This window comes from Paenibacillus sp. WLX2291 (genome assembly GCF_046603665.1).
Lineage (GTDB): Bacteria > Bacillota > Bacilli > Paenibacillales > Paenibacillaceae > Saccharibacillus.
The window spans coordinates 4,155,328-4,171,234 of sequence record NZ_CP176755.1 but is presented as its reverse complement, the minus strand read 5'-3'; the positions used below and the strand labels follow the sequence as shown (position 1 = coordinate 4,171,234).

General features: G+C 46.5%; 12 protein-coding genes. 9 read left to right on the top strand and 3 right to left on the bottom strand.

What is annotated here, in order from left to right:
- Positions 1 to 232 precede the first annotated feature (232 nt).
- The gene (locus tag ACDE64_RS17815; RefSeq protein ID WP_411347735.1) at positions 233 to 2,806 is read left to right on the top strand and encodes a methyl-accepting chemotaxis protein; all 2,574 of its coding nucleotides are present in this window, start codon (positions 233 to 235) and stop codon (positions 2,804 to 2,806) included.
- Positions 2,807 to 3,119: 313 nt separating this feature from the next.
- On the opposite strand, the gene ACDE64_RS17810 is transcribed toward ACDE64_RS17815, so the two are convergent.
- Complete coding sequence (locus ACDE64_RS17810; RefSeq protein ID WP_411347734.1) at positions 3,120 to 4,304, bottom strand: AI-2E family transporter; 1,185 nt, start codon at positions 4,302 to 4,304, stop codon at positions 3,120 to 3,122.
- A 259-nt stretch (positions 4,305 to 4,563) separates the two neighbouring features.
- Between ACDE64_RS17810 and ACDE64_RS17805 the strand changes: the two genes are divergently transcribed.
- Positions 4,564 to 6,063 (top strand): polysaccharide deacetylase family protein, encoded by a 1,500-nt coding sequence (locus ACDE64_RS17805; RefSeq protein WP_411347733.1) that lies wholly within the window; start codon positions 4,564 to 4,566, stop codon positions 6,061 to 6,063.
- A gap of 196 nt (positions 6,064 to 6,259) precedes the next feature.
- Here ACDE64_RS17805 and ilvD read toward each other — a convergent pair whose 3' ends face one another.
- Positions 6,260 to 7,933, bottom strand: a complete 1,674-nt coding sequence (gene ilvD, locus ACDE64_RS17800) for a dihydroxy-acid dehydratase (protein ID WP_411350333.1) — start codon at positions 7,931 to 7,933, stop codon at positions 6,260 to 6,262.
- A 616-nt stretch (positions 7,934 to 8,549) separates the two neighbouring features.
- Positions 8,550 to 8,798, bottom strand: a complete 249-nt coding sequence (locus ACDE64_RS17795) for a KGG domain-containing protein (protein ID WP_411343449.1) — start codon at positions 8,796 to 8,798, stop codon at positions 8,550 to 8,552.
- A 325-nt stretch (positions 8,799 to 9,123) separates the two neighbouring features.
- On the opposite strand from ACDE64_RS17795, the gene ACDE64_RS17790 reads away from it, so the two are divergent.
- From ACDE64_RS17790 to ACDE64_RS17760, 7 genes are all read left to right on the top strand, one after another.
- On the top strand, positions 9,124 to 10,086 hold the full coding sequence (locus ACDE64_RS17790) for a sugar kinase (protein WP_411347732.1): 963 nt from the start codon (positions 9,124 to 9,126) through the stop codon (positions 10,084 to 10,086).
- A gap of 245 nt (positions 10,087 to 10,331) precedes the next feature.
- Positions 10,332 to 10,997 carry a bifunctional 2-keto-4-hydroxyglutarate aldolase/2-keto-3-deoxy-6-phosphogluconate aldolase gene (locus ACDE64_RS17785; protein WP_411343447.1) on the top strand — a complete coding sequence of 222 codons (666 nt, stop codon included), beginning with the start codon at positions 10,332 to 10,334 and terminating at the stop codon, positions 10,995 to 10,997.
- Between the two features lie 437 nt (positions 10,998 to 11,434).
- Positions 11,435 to 12,268 carry an alpha/beta fold hydrolase gene (locus tag ACDE64_RS17780; protein ID WP_411347731.1) on the top strand — a complete coding sequence of 278 codons (834 nt, stop codon included), beginning with the start codon at positions 11,435 to 11,437 and terminating at the stop codon, positions 12,266 to 12,268.
- Positions 12,269 to 12,492: 224 nt separating this feature from the next.
- Positions 12,493 to 13,233, top strand: coding sequence for an NAD-dependent protein deacylase (locus ACDE64_RS17775; protein WP_411343445.1), 741 nt, complete (start codon positions 12,493 to 12,495; stop codon positions 13,231 to 13,233).
- 132 nt (positions 13,234 to 13,365) lie between these two features.
- Positions 13,366 to 14,379 (top strand): L-glyceraldehyde 3-phosphate reductase, encoded by a 1,014-nt coding sequence (mgrA, locus tag ACDE64_RS17770; RefSeq protein WP_411350332.1) that lies wholly within the window; start codon positions 13,366 to 13,368, stop codon positions 14,377 to 14,379.
- A 32-nt stretch (positions 14,380 to 14,411) separates the two neighbouring features.
- A complete protein-coding gene (locus tag ACDE64_RS17765; protein WP_411350331.1) occupies positions 14,412 to 14,744 on the top strand; it encodes a hypothetical protein in 333 nt (110 codons plus the stop codon).
- A gap of 61 nt (positions 14,745 to 14,805) precedes the next feature.
- Positions 14,806 to 15,873 carry an ankyrin repeat domain-containing protein gene (locus tag ACDE64_RS17760; protein ID WP_411347730.1) on the top strand — a complete coding sequence of 356 codons (1,068 nt, stop codon included), beginning with the start codon at positions 14,806 to 14,808 and terminating at the stop codon, positions 15,871 to 15,873.
- The last annotated feature ends 34 nt before the right edge of the window (positions 15,874 to 15,907 follow it).

The following is a 15,907-nucleotide window of genomic DNA, read 5'->3' as shown; positions in this document are numbered from 1 at the left end:
AGCGATATCAAAATAAATAAATGTAGATATAATGTTAGGTTTTTCATACATAATAGGCGAAAAGACCTTAATTATTTGGAAAAAGGGGTTCATTTTTACTGGATAATCACCGATAATGGAAGCAGAACTGTAACTATAGAACTCCAACCAGAGTATAGGATGCAGATGATACAAACAATATAGCCGAAATCCGGGAACAGGTTCATGAATTTGAAAATGGTGGGTGAAAAGTATGGGGTTATGGCAAAAGCCAGACAAGACCAATCGCAAGCCAGCAAAATTATCGAAACAGTTACTGAAAACATCGGGGGAAGACAAGCAAGAGCCAAAGGGGAAACGCAAGAAACCTCGGCAACAGGCGCCATCGCAGCAAGCTTTACATAAGTGGTTCAAAGGGCGAAGCCACAATCAAGAACAGGCGATCTCGCAGGATCAGCCGCAGACGGCGGATGTATCGCTCAGTTCGGATCATCATCTGGACGATACCACATCGGATCCAACACCAAAATCAGTAAAACCAGCAAAGTCATCCAAATCAGCCGTCCGATCTCGTAACCGTTTCAAACATGCTGGTCAAGCATCGGTAGCAGCGGCGCGTAATTGGCGCAGTTTTAATCCGTCCAAATCGGTTGGGGTTAAACTATTTTTGATGTTTTTTATCGCGATTATGGTCTGCGTCGTGCTGCTGGGTACGTTCTCGTATGTACGTGCCAAAAGTGTTATTCAGGAAAATGCAGCGATCAGCAATGAACAGACGATCATCCAGACAGGAGAAAAGCTGGACGTCATGCTAAGTCAGTTGGTTAATACATCTGTTCAAGTATTCTTCGATCCGACAATGCAAAGTGATCTGGCAGCCCTGTCGCGTGCCGGACAATCTGAATATGATAAATATCAGACGATCAATTCGATCAGCGAAAATCTGCAAAATCAGCTGAATTCTACTGATTCGGTCGAAGCGATCTATCTCGTGCCTATGGATCAATCGCTAAGTATCATTAGCGCAGGCACAGGAATTCCGAATGTAGAGGACGTTCGTAAAACAGATTGGTATCAGTCACTGGCGAATAATGACAGTGTCATGCAGTGGGTGCCAACTGCCAAAACAGAAGGAACAAACAAAAACTTCACCTACGCACGCGCGATGCGCATTTCCAGCAGTACCGATTCGTTCGTATTCGTCATGAGCATCAATAGCAAATGGCTGAACGATCAGATCGATAATTTGAATCTGGGAGATGGCGGCAATATCGATCTTGTAGGCGGACCATCGAATACGGTGATCGCTTCTACAGTCGAAAATATGGTCACAGAACCATCTCAGTTATCGTTTATCGATCAGATCAAAGATGGCAATGGACGTTTCCAGAACAGTCAAGGAACACAGCCAATCCTAGTCGCTTATTCTGTACTCAGTACGGTGGATTGGAAGCTGATTGGAACGGTGCCGGTACAGGTACTAGTTGCTAGTGCAAGCCCGATTCTGACATTAACATGGATTATGGCAGCGATCTTCGGGATTATTGCCATTCTAATCGGTTTGCTGATCATTCGTATGATCGGTCGTCCACTGCATAAGCTGCAATTGCTCATGCATCAAGGTTCGGAAGGTGTACTGAATGTGCGTATGCAGCACAAGTCATTCGATGAGATTGGACAGCTATCCACGGCATTTAATACGATGATGGAAAATATTACGAATCTCGTCAAGCAGACGAATGACTCTGCGCAACATGTGCTGGATACAGCATCTACGCTCAGTCAAGCATCGCGTCAAACCGCCGTATCTGCTAAGGAAATCGCGGTTGCGACGGAGGAGATTGCCAACGGTGCAGGTAGTCTGGCACTGGAAGCGGAGCGCGGTACTGAATTGACGGAGACGATGAATGACCGTATGGGCAAAGTGGTAGATGCCAACAAACAAATGGAAGTATCCGCCCAACAGGTAGAGCAGGCAAGTGAAACTGGCGTTCGCCATATGGATAGCTTGCTCGGCAAAACCAAAGTGACCGAAGATATGATTCGTTCCCTGAATACCCGTATTGATTCACTAAAAGAAAGCACATCCTCTGTACAGCAAGTGCTGGATGCGATGCAGAACATTACGAAGCAGACGAATATTCTGTCTCTGAATGCGACGATTGAGGCTGCACGCGCAGGCGCAGCTGGTAAAGGCTTTATGGTCGTTGCTGACGAAGTTCGTAATCTGGCAGAGCAGTCGCGTCAATCGATTCTCATGGTTGGCGAGATCACTACCAACATCCAGAAGGAAATGGATGAAACGGTACGTGTGCTGAATGAAGCATATCCGCTATTCCGTCAGCAAACGGAAGCTGTGCAGGAGACGACAGGAATTTTTGAAACGGTACAGGAGCAGATGCAGGAGTTTGTGAACAAGCTTGGTTCAGCAACGCAATCGATCTCCGAACTGAGCAATGTGCAGCAGTCGATGAGTGAAGCAATGAGCAACGTGAGCGCAGTAGCGGAGCAATCATCGGCAACGTCGCAGGAAGTTGCTTCTCTCAGCAGCGAACAGCAAAATGTCAGCGGTCAACTCGTTACGTTATCCAGTCAACTGGAAACCGTCTCGGTTGGTCTCAAAGAAACGATAGCCCGCTTCACGATTGATGAAACCGAACAGACTTCTACGGATGACCTGTCAGAAGCCACGACAACTTCGGAACCGTCAGAAGTACAACAGGCAGCAGGTAGCGATCATACTTCTGAAAAAGAACAGACCGATCTGTCATCCCCACTTGCAACGCAAGATGATGATACTAAGCCTCATCTTGGAAAAGAAGCGTAAGCAAAAAAGCTGGAATGTCTATTTTATAAAAATGGTAATACCATGTAGGATAGCCCAGTACACAGTAGTATCATGGCATACAATGAACTTCGTTCAAAGACGATAGACATGTTCAATACAAACAAAAGGACGCTTTCCGATGAAGGAAGCGCCCTTTTTGTGTTTGCTTGACAGACTGGATCATAACATAATTGTTGAGTATGAGTATGAGTATGAGTATGAGTATGAGTATGAGTATGAGTATGAGTATGAGTATGAGTATGAGTATGAGTATGAGTATGAGTATGAGTGATAATATTCGCGTTCTACATCATCATTTTAACTCATCATCAGGCGGTGCTGGTTCTGCTGAAAATGTAGGTTCTTCACTTCCATCATTTGCGTTTGCGACTGTACCTTCACGTCCCATCGGCTCAAATTCTTCTTTTGGTAACGTAATCCAGCGCTGCAAGTATCCCTGTACAAATAATTCTTTGAGTAAAATAATCAGAATCGGCGAGAGCACTAGCCCAGCAACGCCGAAGATTGATAGTGAGATAATCATCGCCGACAGCATCAGATAGGCGGAGGTGATGCCGATCGAATTTCCGGTTATTTTGGGCTCCAGCAGCTGGCGCGTTAGCATGACGACAATCAGCAGCACGGTGAGTCCAATACCAAGCCCGGTTTGTCCGACGATAAACAAGTAAATGATCCAAGGAATGAAAATAACCGGGATTCCCAGTAACGGCAAAATATCGAATACCGCACTCAAAATCGCCAGTGAAAACGCATGATCTACTTGCAAGATCAGTAGTCCGATATATACAAGTACGAAGGTCAGCGACACCATAATCAGCTGTGCTTTTAAATAAGCACCGATTGCGAAAAAAACGTGATTTTTCAGGAAGAAGACAGCTTTTTTGATCGTATTTGGCGTTTTCTCATGAGCAATTCTTCGCCACAGATTAATCTCAGCACTCAGGAAGAATGCCAGAATGATGCCAACTGCAAAGCTGCCGATAAAAGACGAGAAGGTGCCAAGCCAACCGATCGCGATATTGAACAGGGATTTGCCCCATACCGCCAAGCCCGCGGTAAACGTAGCAAAATATTCGTTAATCTGCTCTGTTAGATTAGGTGGCAACGCATTTAGCTTATCCTGTAAAAAGACGGTAAAGCTTGCAAAATGCTGCTGCACGATGGACGCATATCCTGGTAGATCGTCCGTTACCTGACTAATCTGAGATACGAATACAAGTCCCGCGCCAAATAGCGCACCAAGAATAATCAGAACAAATACCAGAACAGCAATCGCAGAGCTTGCCATTTTGGGCAATCCGCGTCGATTCAAAAACATCGCAAACGGTTCAATAATCGCAAAAATCAACACCGATAGAAATACTGGTGCAGCAATCCGATATAGCCAGCTAGATAGCAATAAAACAAGATACACAGTCAATACGACGATCGCAATATCAAATGCGGTTCGCCAATATTTTTTGTACAAAGGCAACATAACGATGAAAACTCCTTTTTACGATAATCTAAGCGCGTCATGTAGTGAATATACGCAATTGTAAAGTCTACTGTTACAACTGACATTCCGCAGTATGCTAAAATAGTATAGAGGCAATTGGTACAAAAGCCAATCAGACCGCAGCATGATTCTACGACACAAGCATATTGTCAACCGATATGAATTCCAATCGCCTGCTAACCGCAATGGAGCCTTTTCTACAATTCCAAGCTGGATATGGTGCCGAAAGGAGCTAGTTATGGAACAATTATTTTTGTGGCTGCTGTACATAGGTTCATTTTACGCGTTTATTCCCGGTCTGGTTAGCCGGATGTTCGGCTATCGCGTCTTTCGTCGGGGAGAGAGTGATACACAGTTTGCGCTTACGTTTGACGATGGTCCTGATCCAGTGTATACACCGTTATTGCTAGATTTGCTCCAAAAGTACAATGGCCGCGCGACTTTCTTTGTTGTAGGGCGACATGCAGAACAGCATCCAGATATACTGCGCCGGATTCATGAGGAAGGGCATCAGATCGGCATTCATAATTATAATCATAAAGCCAATTGGTTCATGTCACCAGCAGCAGTGCGGCGGCAAATCCAACTGACGCAGCAGGTGATTCATCAGATTACGGGTGTGCATCCGGTCTACTATCGTCCACCATGGGGGATCGTCAATCAGTCCGATTTATCCAAACATAATCATTACGATATTGTACTCTGGTCTTCGTTGTTCGGCGACTGGCGTAAGCGGGTTGGTCATCAACGGTTGTCCGCACGCATGCTGCGCAAGCTCAGAGGCGGCGAGATCATGCTATTGCACGACTGTGGCAACACCTGGGGAGCGGATGATGACGCGCCAGCGGAGATGCTGTTAGCACTAGAACTGGTGTTGCAGGAAGCGCAGCAGCGTCATTTACAATCCGTAACGATTGGAGAACTGATGGAAGGGAGCAACTATATGTCCAGACATATACGAAACCAGTCCGAATGGGATGATCGCCAGACTGCAAGCAATCGTAGAGCACCAATTGGAACGCTCATCTCTCCATGGAAACGGGTATTGATTAACATCTGGCTAGGCTGGGAACGGATATTTCGCTGGGGATTCCAGCTGCAACGCTCAGATAGGGATAGTTTATTTCATTATCGGCTGCGTGCTTATCAAGGACAGCCATTGAAGCTGGACGATGATCGTATGCTATGCAAAGGCGATCTCATTATAGAACTGCACTTGGATAACCAACAGTTAGTCAGTTTGTCTTCTCGTTCGCGTTCCATGATGCAACTGGCGATTCTGCTCATACAGACAGCGAAAAAAGATTTCCCCCGACTTGCTACTTGCATTCAACAGCAACCAGAATTGCAGCATGCCAAAGCGCTGTATGGTGTTAGTATGATTAATCGTGGACCGGAAAAGTTCGGCTTCACAATTCATGATCTACCACGAGGCTTATTTTCCTGGAGCACACGATTGTATCTCAAATTGCTAATGGCGGTGATGCATCCATCTGGCAGTATGCGTCTCAAAGAACAGTCTAGTCAGCTTGTGCCGAAGATTATGCTTTGCCCGACTGATATATTTCTGAATCGGTATGCCGAGGGAACGCAATCAGTACATAGCGAACTAGAATTGCCAACAGCTACATCGATTATGGCGGTAGCGAATGTGAGCGGTGTATCTGTAGACAATCCTGCCGTTCCGTCCAACAGCACAGACTCTTGCGTACCTATATCGTATCATGACAAAGAATGATCGCGTGTTAACAGAGGAATACACATAGTGCATGTGATCGGTTTCCTGTATACAAAAAAGCGAGTCACCGTATCTATGTATACGGTGACTCGCTTTTGTTTTGCGTAGTGCAAACCCAATCCGATGTTGATGTTACATCAGGTTTGTCGTACAGCGGATAAGCGTATTGCTATATCTGTTCTTCCAAGCTGGAAGATTAGATTTTCATGATACCGCCCATGCTGGCATTGGTTACGAGTTTGGAGTAACGAGCGAGGTAGCCTGTTTTTACTTTTGGCTCGAACTCTTTCCATTCGGTTTTACGACGTTCTTCCAGTTCCTCGTCGCTAACATGCAGCGTAATTTTACGTTCGTTCAGATTCAGCTCGATGATATCGCCATCATGTACAAAAGCGATGGGACCGCCTTCGGCTGCTTCCGGCGATACGTGACCGATACTGATCCCGCGGGATGCACCGGAGAAACGACCGTCTGTCAACAGGCCGACTTTGGCGCCGAGACCCATACCGACGATTTGCGAAGTAGGAGCCAGCATTTCCGGCATACCCGGTCCACCTTTTGGACCTTCATAACGGATAACGACAACATGACCTTCTTTGACGTGACCGTTAGCGATACCGTACAGCGCATCATCCTGGGAGTCGAAGCAGATTGCAGGACCTTTGTGGTACCCGCCAACTGAAGCATCAACCGCGCCGACTTTGATGATCGAGCCTTCTGGAGCAAGGTTACCGAACAGTACAGCCAGACCGCCGCGTTCGGAGTGTGGATTTTCCAGAGCATGAATGACTTCATGATTTTGGATTTCTTGACCTTCTACGTTCTCACGCAATGTTTTACCAGTTACGGTAATACAATCATCATGCAGAGCGCCCGGTTTTTTGAGCAGTTCGTTCAATACAGCACTCACGCCGCCTGCCAGATGCACATCCTCGATATGCCAGTCAGAAGCAGGAGCCAGTTTCGCCAGATGCGGTACACGGTTAGCGACTTCGTTGATGCGGTCGATTGGATACTCAATCTCAGCTTCGTGCGCCAGTGCCAATGTGTGCAGAACCGTATTGGTGGAGCCGCCCATTGCCATATCGAGTGCAAACGCATTGTCGATCGCTTTTTCCGTTACGATATCGCGTGGTTTCAGATCCAGTTTGATCAGTTCCATTAGCTGGGTAGCCGATTGACGAACGAAATCGCGACGTTCTGGCGATACAGCCAGAATCGTACCGTTACCTGGCAGCGCCAGACCGAGTGCTTCAGCCAGACAGTTCATGGAGTTCGCCGTAAACATACCGGAACACGATCCACAGGTTGGACAACCAAATTGTTCAAGTTCCAGCAGGCTCTTATCATCGATTTTACCCGCTTGATACGCACCAACGCCTTCAAATACGGATGTCAGAGAGATCGAACGACCTGTGCTGTCTTTACCAGCCTTCATCGGTCCGCCACTAACGAATACAGTCGGGATATTAACGCGCAGTGCGCCCATCATCATACCTGGTGTGATTTTGTCACAGTTCGGGATGCAGACCATACCGTCAAACCAGTGTGCCGATACGACGGTTTCCAGAGAATCCGCAATGATCTCGCGGCTTGGCAGGGAATAACGCATACCGATATGTCCCATAGCGATGCCGTCGTCCACGCCAATCGTATTAAATTCAAACGGCACGCCGCCTGCTTCACGGATGGCTTCTTTAACGATTTTACCGAACTCCTGCAGATGCACATGACCCGGAACGATGTCGATGTAAGAGTTACATACAGCGATAAATGGCTTGCCAAAATCTTCTTCCTTCACGCCTGCTGCACGGAGCAGACTACGGTGCGGTGCGCGATCGAATCCTTTTTTGATCATGTCCGAACGCATTTTCTGTTTTGTGTTAACTGCCATGGTGTCGGTTTCCCCCCAAATATATAATAGTAGCTTTTTTACTTTAGCGCGTTTGAATACCAAAGTGAGAAGCTGAAAAAGCAGTGCATAATACAGCGGATGAACATACGGAAAGGATGAAAACATACATTATGTCATGAACCCATACGGACCAATATGTGCAAAGCAAGTGTAAACAAGCTGATATTACACAAAAGTTTTTAATAGAGTCTATCATATGTGTCAGCTTTTTGCCAGCTTATATTATGTAAATTACGGAGAAAAAGAACACAAAAAAGCAGACCTTTTTTGTGCATCACACAAAGCGGTCTGCGAATCATTTTGATTATCGCATCAATGATTTCCCTATATTTTACACATGGTGAAAAATGAACCAGTGGTTATAATCAAATGGTCAGCAGACATAAACAACGCCAACGCCACACGCTATAAAAAGGGTGTGAAGCTGGCGTTGCAGAACAGGCGGCTTACCATGTGAACAATGAATACTATCGATTAAAGCAAACCGACTGCGTCTGCGAACAGGTAAGCGCCACAATGACATTACCTGACGGGGCTGTAATCAAACATGCCGATGCCATATCGGCGTACATTATTTACTGCCACCTTTACGTCCAATCTCTTTATAAAAGTCGCGATCATGCGTTTCCGATGTTGCTTCGCCGCCTTTGCGTCCAATTTCCTGATAAAAATCTTTGTCATGATTACGGGACGTAGCTTGTCCGCCTTTTTTACCGATCTGCTGGTAGAATTCTTTGCTATGTTTACGGGATGTGGCTTGTCCGCCCATACGCCCGGCTTCTTCGCGGGTCATTTTGCCATTGCTCTTGTTGTTTGCCATAACAATATCACTCCTGTCAGATTAATAAACGGTTAACGTGTTACCAACTACATGTAGTTGCTCATTAATTACCCGGTAGGTATCGACTGAAACGAAAATTGCCTAATTTATCCACCTGGCATTGATTTTTTAGTGAAAAAAGGCAATATAAAAGCAATATATCAGTGTTGTGATTGAATTCACAACGAATATTACCTCTTTCCTTTACATTATAAGGATGGCGATGAATTCGTATCATTGACAATAAAGAAAGCGGTTGCGAAAATAAACAGTGTAACTGTTACATACGCTTGTACCGCAAATGTTGGAATCGGGAGGATAAACGATGAACAATCAGACAGGATATCCGGAAGTCGTCACCTTTGGTGAATCTATGGGTTTGTTGACTGCCGAGGATTCACGAGGTCTGGAGTATGCAGCCCAGCTGCGCAAATCATTCGGTGGGGCTGAAAGTAATCTAGCGATTGGTATTGCCCGCCTAGGGCATTCGGTCGGCTGGTGTGGTCGACTTGGCAATGATCCACTTGGCATTATGATTCAAAAGGCGCTTCGCGGCGAAGGCGTCGATGTGTCACGTTCACAGCTGGCAGATGGCGAGCCGACGGGTCTGATGTTACGCGAAAATGTATCTGGCAAAGCATCTGTCCATTATTACCGCCGTTTATCGGCAGCCAGCCATATGAAACCGGAACATCTGGATGAACCGTATATTGCCGGAGCGCGTATTTTGCATGTGACTGGTATTACCGCGGCGATTAGTCGTTCGGGTCTGGATACAGTGCGCCGGGCGATGGATATTGCTACTGAAGCAGGTGTGACCGTATGCTTTGATCCGAATCTGCGATTGAAATTGTGGACGCTAGAGGAAGCGCGTCCGGTACTGCTAGGATTGGCAGAGCGCTGTGATTACTTTTTACCGGGATTAGATGAGCTGGCGTTGCTGTATGAGACGGAAGATCAGAACCAGATCTTTGACCGTTTACGTCAATTGAAAGCCGTTAGCATCGTCAAAGGTGGTCCTGATCTGACGTATGTAGTGGAACCGGAGCGCACGCTGGAAGTGCCGTATTTCAAGGCAGAGCATGTGCTGGATACAGTCGGTGCTGGAGATGGATTTTGCGCCGGATTTATTACCGGATTGCTACGCGGCTATTCCAATGAAGAAGCAGTACGACTGGGCAATCTGAACGGCTCGATGGTTATTCAAGCGGTGGGTGACTGGGAAGCACTCCCTACCCATGCACAGGTGGAAGCAAAGCTGGATAACAAAGTGCATATTGAGCGTTGACGGGATAGGAAGCAAGGTTGCACAAAGCTTGATGCGACTTTACTAGATGACAGTATGAAATAGATCCTTAAACTATGTGAAAAGTACAAATAATATTTTGAGTATGAATCCTCTATAGAGAAACGAAATACATGTCCGACAGGATCATACCCAGTCTATATTTTCACAAATAAATACTGTCTTTCATTTCATTTTGTTCACGTTAATATTGTAAAAAATTTCAAAATGATCAAAGGAGTATATATATGAAAAAACTACAAATACTACAAAAAATAATCGATAACGGAGTAGTTGCAGTACTGCGCGGGGATTCCGCCGATCAAGTGTTCAAAATGGCAGAGCAAGCGATCGCTGGTGGTATCAAAGTCATCGAAGTAACACTTACTGTACCGGGCGCACTGCAAGCGATTGAGAAATTAAGCCGTATTTACAGCTGGAAATCGGAAAGTGCTGATAAATTTGCCATTATCGGCGCAGGCACTGTATTGGAGCCGCAAACCGCGCGTGCAGCCATTATGGCGGGTGCCGAGTTTGTCGTAGGACCATCGCTCAATCCAGATACGGTGAAAATCTGTAATCTGTATCGTATTCCTGTTCTGCCGGGTGTTACGACACTGGAAGGCGTGCAGCATGCGCTAGAGCTTGGCGTAGACATTGTGAAGTTGTTCCCGGGCAATCTATATCAACCGTCCATTATTAAGACGCTGAAAGGTCCAATGCCACAAGCTAACTTTATGCCAACTGGCGGCGTCTCGCTGGACAATCTGGGCGAATGGATCAAAGGTGGCGCGGTTGCCGTCGGTATCGGTTCAGATCTCACGACCGATGCGCTCAAAACAGGCGATCTGAGTCTAGTGCGTCAAAAAGCGGAGCAATATATGAAAGTATACCGTGAAGCCAAGCAAAGCTAAACTTTTCACTGGATTAGCGGGCTGACACACATTGGTTGAAGCGCATGGAGAAGCATACGATGTTCCATTGCAAAATGATGACTGATCAGATGATCAACTGTGTCATCGTGGCATAATGTGGTGCAGCTTGGAAAAGATGATTTTGCACGGTTTTGCAAGGGAAAGTTTCTTCCGATATATCGAAAGTGGTATACTACACATACGAGCAGCCTGTTGTCCTGCCAGGGAGACAGGCTGTTTTGCATCGCACAACGCTGCTACGTATGCGAAGTGTGCAGGTGCAATATTCATTTTTACGATGTGGTTTCACTGTCCATGTTGACGCAACGTATATGCGGAAGCAGGAGTATGGATAGCAGGTGGTCAAGCGACAATTCTTCCTTTGTAGGAAGTGGTCTGACGCGATCGCTCTGAAGAAACAGCAATGGAAGGAGAGCATGATGTTTAGACGCAAGCGTAACAATTATCTCGGAGGATATAGCGGGGCAAGGCGCGGTGGCAGTCGTATTCGCACAATCGGCAAAATTTTGCTGGCTGTGTTGATTGTACTAGTGATTGCATGTGGTGCAGCCGCATGGTATGTGCTGACTCCGTATCAACCAACAACAGAGGCACAGCAGGCGATCAACGCGACGGAAGAAGGCATAACGGTACATAATTCGGATAACTGGATTGAGTTTGCCGCAGCCAAGCCGACAGGAGACAGCGTCATTTTCTATCCGGGTGCACGCGTGAAGCCAGAGGCGTACAGTCTGGTAGCACAGCGGTTGGCTAAAAATGGACATTCCGTTTATATTATGAAAATGCCATTTAACTTTGCTTTCTTCAAGCCCGATGCGGCACAGGCTGTAGTGGATAGCAATCCGAATCAGAAATTCATTATCGGTGGTCATTCACTTGGTGGCGTCTTCGCTTCACGATATGCAGCCAGCCATGTAGATCAGATCTCAGGCGTCTTTTTCCTAGCTTCGTATCCGGATGAAAAAGGGAGTCTAGGGAACAGTGGTTTGCCAGTCATTTCAATTACCGCATCCAGTGATAAAGTATTGGATATAAGCAAATATCAGGCTGCTCGCGAATTGCTGCCAGCAACAGCTGTATATTACAACATTCCAGCTGGAAATCATGCTCAATTTGGTAGCTACGGTGAACAAAAGGGAGATGGCCCTGCCCAGATTACAGCTGATGAGCAACTCAAACAGACTGTAAATGCACTGCTGAGTTGGATGCAGGACATTGATAAAGCAAACGATAAAACATCGTCCAAGTGATGAATCGCCATCCTTGATCATCAGACCGTCACAACAGCAGGCAGCGTTTCCCATCGTCGATACGGTGCACAGAAACGCTGCCTTTTGTTTTTGGATGTGGGGCAACGCTGGAATTGTACAGGTGCAAGAAGATTGTTCACAGAGCATGCTGTAGCAACGATGCGCATAGTAAGCAACGGCAATGATACACGTATACAAAATGACATACTCAGGAGGGATAAGATATGGATACAATCAATCAGCTGGCACAATGGATACATGAATCAGAACGAATCGTCTTTTTTGGTGGCGCAGGTACATCGACAGAGAGTGGCATTCCCGACTTTCGTTCGGCAACGGGCTTGTATCAGGAAAATGGACAGCGTGGATACTCACCAGAGGAGATGCTGAGTCGTCCGTTTTTTGATCGGGAGCCGGAGTTGTTTTTTGACTTTTATCGAGGCAAGCTGCTGCATCCAGATGCATCGCCTAATCCAGTGCATCATCTGCTCGCAGAATTGGAGCAAGAAGGCAAACTTAGCGCGGTCATTACGCAAAATATTGACGGCTTGCATCAGAAGGCAGGCAGTCGCAATGTGTTGGAGCTGCACGGTTCGGTATACCGCAATTTCTGTACAACATGTCGCAAGAGCTATACGCTAGAGGATGTGCTTGCACAGGAAGGCGTACCACGCTGTCCACTTGATAACGGTGTGATTCGCCCAGATGTCGTATTGTATGGGGAATCGCTGAATTCCGATGTGATTAGCGAAGCGGTAGCGGCGATTGCACAGGCGGATTTGCTGATCATTGGCGGTACGTCACTCACGGTATATCCGGCAGCAGGCTTTGTCACGTATTTCCGGGGAAATCATACTGTGTTGCTGAATGCATCGGCAACGTCGCATGATCGTCATGCGGATCTGATCATTACTGAGTCGATGGGCAATGTACTGCAACAAATCCGACAACAGCGCCTTTCATAACGACACACAACCTCAAACAATGAGCCAATACAACAGCTGTAGAAATAGGATTGCATATTGATAACGCTTCCGTTATGATTTGTGAGGATATGCAAGGCAACGACTTTATTTAGCAGAAGGGTTGGGATGATTGTGGTCTATGTAGCTTCGGAACAACGCTATGACAAAATGAAATACAACCGTCTTGGACGATCGGGATTAAAACTGCCAGCGATTTCGCTCGGCTTGTGGCATAACTTTGGCGGTGTCAATACACTGTCCAATTCGCGTGAAATGTTGACCCGTTCGTTTGATCTGGGTATCACTCACTTCGATCTGGCGAATAACTATGGTCCACCACCGGGATCGGCAGAGGAAACATTCGGTCAGGTGCTGAAGCAAGATCTGGCGCCATACCGCGATGAACTCGTTATCTCGACCAAAGCTGGGTATTACATGTGGCCGGGACCATACGGCGAATGGGGTTCCCGCAAAAACCTGATTTCCAGTCTGGATCAGAGTCTGAAGCGGATGGGATTGGAATATGTTGATATTTTCTACTCTCATCGATTCGACCCGGAAACGCCATTGGAAGAAACAATGATGGCGCTGGATCATATCGTGCGTTCCGGCAAAGCGTTATATGTCGGCATTTCCAGCTATTCCGCCGAGCAAACGCGCGAAGCGGTCAGCATTCTCAAGCAGCTCGGTACACCGCTGACCATTCACCAGCCGCGTTATTCCTTGCTGGATCGCTGGATTGAGAATGGATTGCAGGATGAGCTGGACACTGCGGGTGCAGGCAGTATCGCTTTCTGTCCATTGGAGCAGGGCGTGCTGACAAGCAAATACCTGAACGGTGTGCCGGAAGACTCCCGTGCTGCTGGTTCCTCGGTATTTTTGGGCAAAGACCAGATCACTCCGCAAACGATTCGCAAAGTAACAGCGCTCAATCAGGTAGCAGCTTCGCGCGGTCAAAGTCTGGCACAAATGTCGCTGGCATGGGTTCTGCGCGGTGGCAAAGTCACCTCCGCTTTGATCGGCGCCAGTCGCGTATCGCAAATCGAAGAAAACATCAAAGCACTGGACAATCTGGACTTCTCGGATGAGGAATTGCAACGCATCGAGACGATTCTCAAAACTGATAGCGAGCATCACGAGCAATAATACGTGAACGTTCGACACGGTGAGATTGATGGATCAGCGTATTTGATACGGAAAAGGCTTCGCCAACTTGGCGGAGTCTTTTTTTCGATAGCGCAGCAGACTGTTTCGATAGCGCAGCAGACTGTTTCGATAGCGCAGCAGACTGTTTCGATAGCGCAGCAGACTGTTTCGATAGCGCAGCAGACTGTTTCGATAGCGCAGCAGACTGTTTCGATAGCGCAGCAGACTGTTTCGATAGCGCAGCAAACTATTTCGATTGTGTACCAAGCTTTTGCTATCTTGGATGTATGCGTGATCGTGTTTTTCGTATTGAGTTGATACCTTTCGCGTTAAGTTGCAATTTTCATATCCAAAGCAGACAATAAAAGATAGATGCAAAACAGTGACACAGCAAAATTACATACGTTGCAAAGGAGCGAAGCATTCATGTATCGCATACAAGATCAAGGTAATTACGAGCATTTGCCTGAGTTGGCACTTGCCATTTATGAAGGGCAAGCAGAGCAGGTCATAACGTTGCTAGACAACGGACATGATCTCAATGCGCCAATCCAATTAGGAACATATACATCGCTAGTACCGCTTCACTTAGCAATTGTTACTGAACAAAGCAATATCATACGTTTTTTAGTAGAGCGTGGAGCAGAATTGAATACGATCCATAACCCAGCCATGCTCATAGCCGTCCGGTATGCTAGTGAACAGGACATTCGTTATTTGTATGAATCTGGCGCACGACTCGATCTGTACAATAACGTCAAATCAGGAGCATATCAGGAAGCATACTACGGTGGCGGTCAGCATATTCCATTGTTGCAGGAACTCGGTCTCGATATTGTTAAGCATGCAGGCGAAACGCTCCGAACTGCTGTACAGAAGCATGATATGAAAATAGTAGATTATTTGCTAAATCAAGGCGTGGACATCAATTACAACGAAGCCGATCAAGTCTATCCATACAAGGCAACCCCGCTAACGGTCGCCGTACGTAATGGCGATGTGAAGATGGCTCATTATTTACTAGATCAAGGTGCAGACGTCACAATAACCGAAAAGAGCGGTGAACGTGCATACACGATTGCACGTACAGGTGATCATCATGAACTAGCAGAACGTATCAAGCAACTGGAACCGCCCGAATTTCACGATAAAAGCAATAAACATCATTCGCTGCTTCCGTATAAGTTACCAGCGGATTTGCAGCAATGGTTGGAACAACAACCCCAGCGATTGGAATTGCCGGAAAACAATGAATATGGGATACGTTATATCGATTTTTTCCAGCTGATGGATACGATTGCATTCAAATTTGGACGAACAAAATTACTGCGTCTGTCATCTGTAGTGGATAATTATAGTCATCTTCATATTGTCTGGCACGCCGGATCACGCAAGATTGCTTGCTACGATGAGGAGCATTTGACCTTAGAACCGCTGACAAACTGGAAAGCATTCCAGCAACATCCGCTGAGTAGCTTGGAAACGTTATTCTAAATAAATGGAAACTCATTCCCAATTTACTGTTGCG

Bases quoted from the DNA above. Each gene is read 5' to 3' on its own strand.
- ACDE64_RS17815 (WP_411347735.1), top strand. From the start codon at position 233: ATGGGGTTATGGCAAAAGCCAGACAAGACCAATCGCAAGCCAGCAAAA.
- ACDE64_RS17810 (WP_411347734.1), bottom strand. From the start codon at position 4,304: ATGTTGCCTTTGTACAAAAAATATTGGCGAACCGCATTTGATATTGCG.
- ACDE64_RS17805 (WP_411347733.1), top strand. From the start codon at position 4,564: ATGGAACAATTATTTTTGTGGCTGCTGTACATAGGTTCATTTTACGCG.
- ilvD (WP_411350333.1), bottom strand. From the start codon at position 7,933: ATGCGTTCGGACATGATCAAAAAAGGATTCGATCGCGCACCGCACCGT.
- ACDE64_RS17795 (WP_411343449.1), bottom strand. From the start codon at position 8,798: ATGGCAAACAACAAGAGCAATGGCAAAATGACCCGCGAAGAAGCCGGG.
- ACDE64_RS17790 (WP_411347732.1), top strand. From the start codon at position 9,124: ATGAACAATCAGACAGGATATCCGGAAGTCGTCACCTTTGGTGAATCT.
- ACDE64_RS17785 (WP_411343447.1), top strand. From the start codon at position 10,332: ATGAAAAAACTACAAATACTACAAAAAATAATCGATAACGGAGTAGTT.
- ACDE64_RS17780 (WP_411347731.1), top strand. From the start codon at position 11,435: ATGATGTTTAGACGCAAGCGTAACAATTATCTCGGAGGATATAGCGGG.
- ACDE64_RS17775 (WP_411343445.1), top strand. From the start codon at position 12,493: ATGGATACAATCAATCAGCTGGCACAATGGATACATGAATCAGAACGA.
- ACDE64_RS17760 (WP_411347730.1), top strand. From the start codon at position 14,806: ATGTATCGCATACAAGATCAAGGTAATTACGAGCATTTGCCTGAGTTG.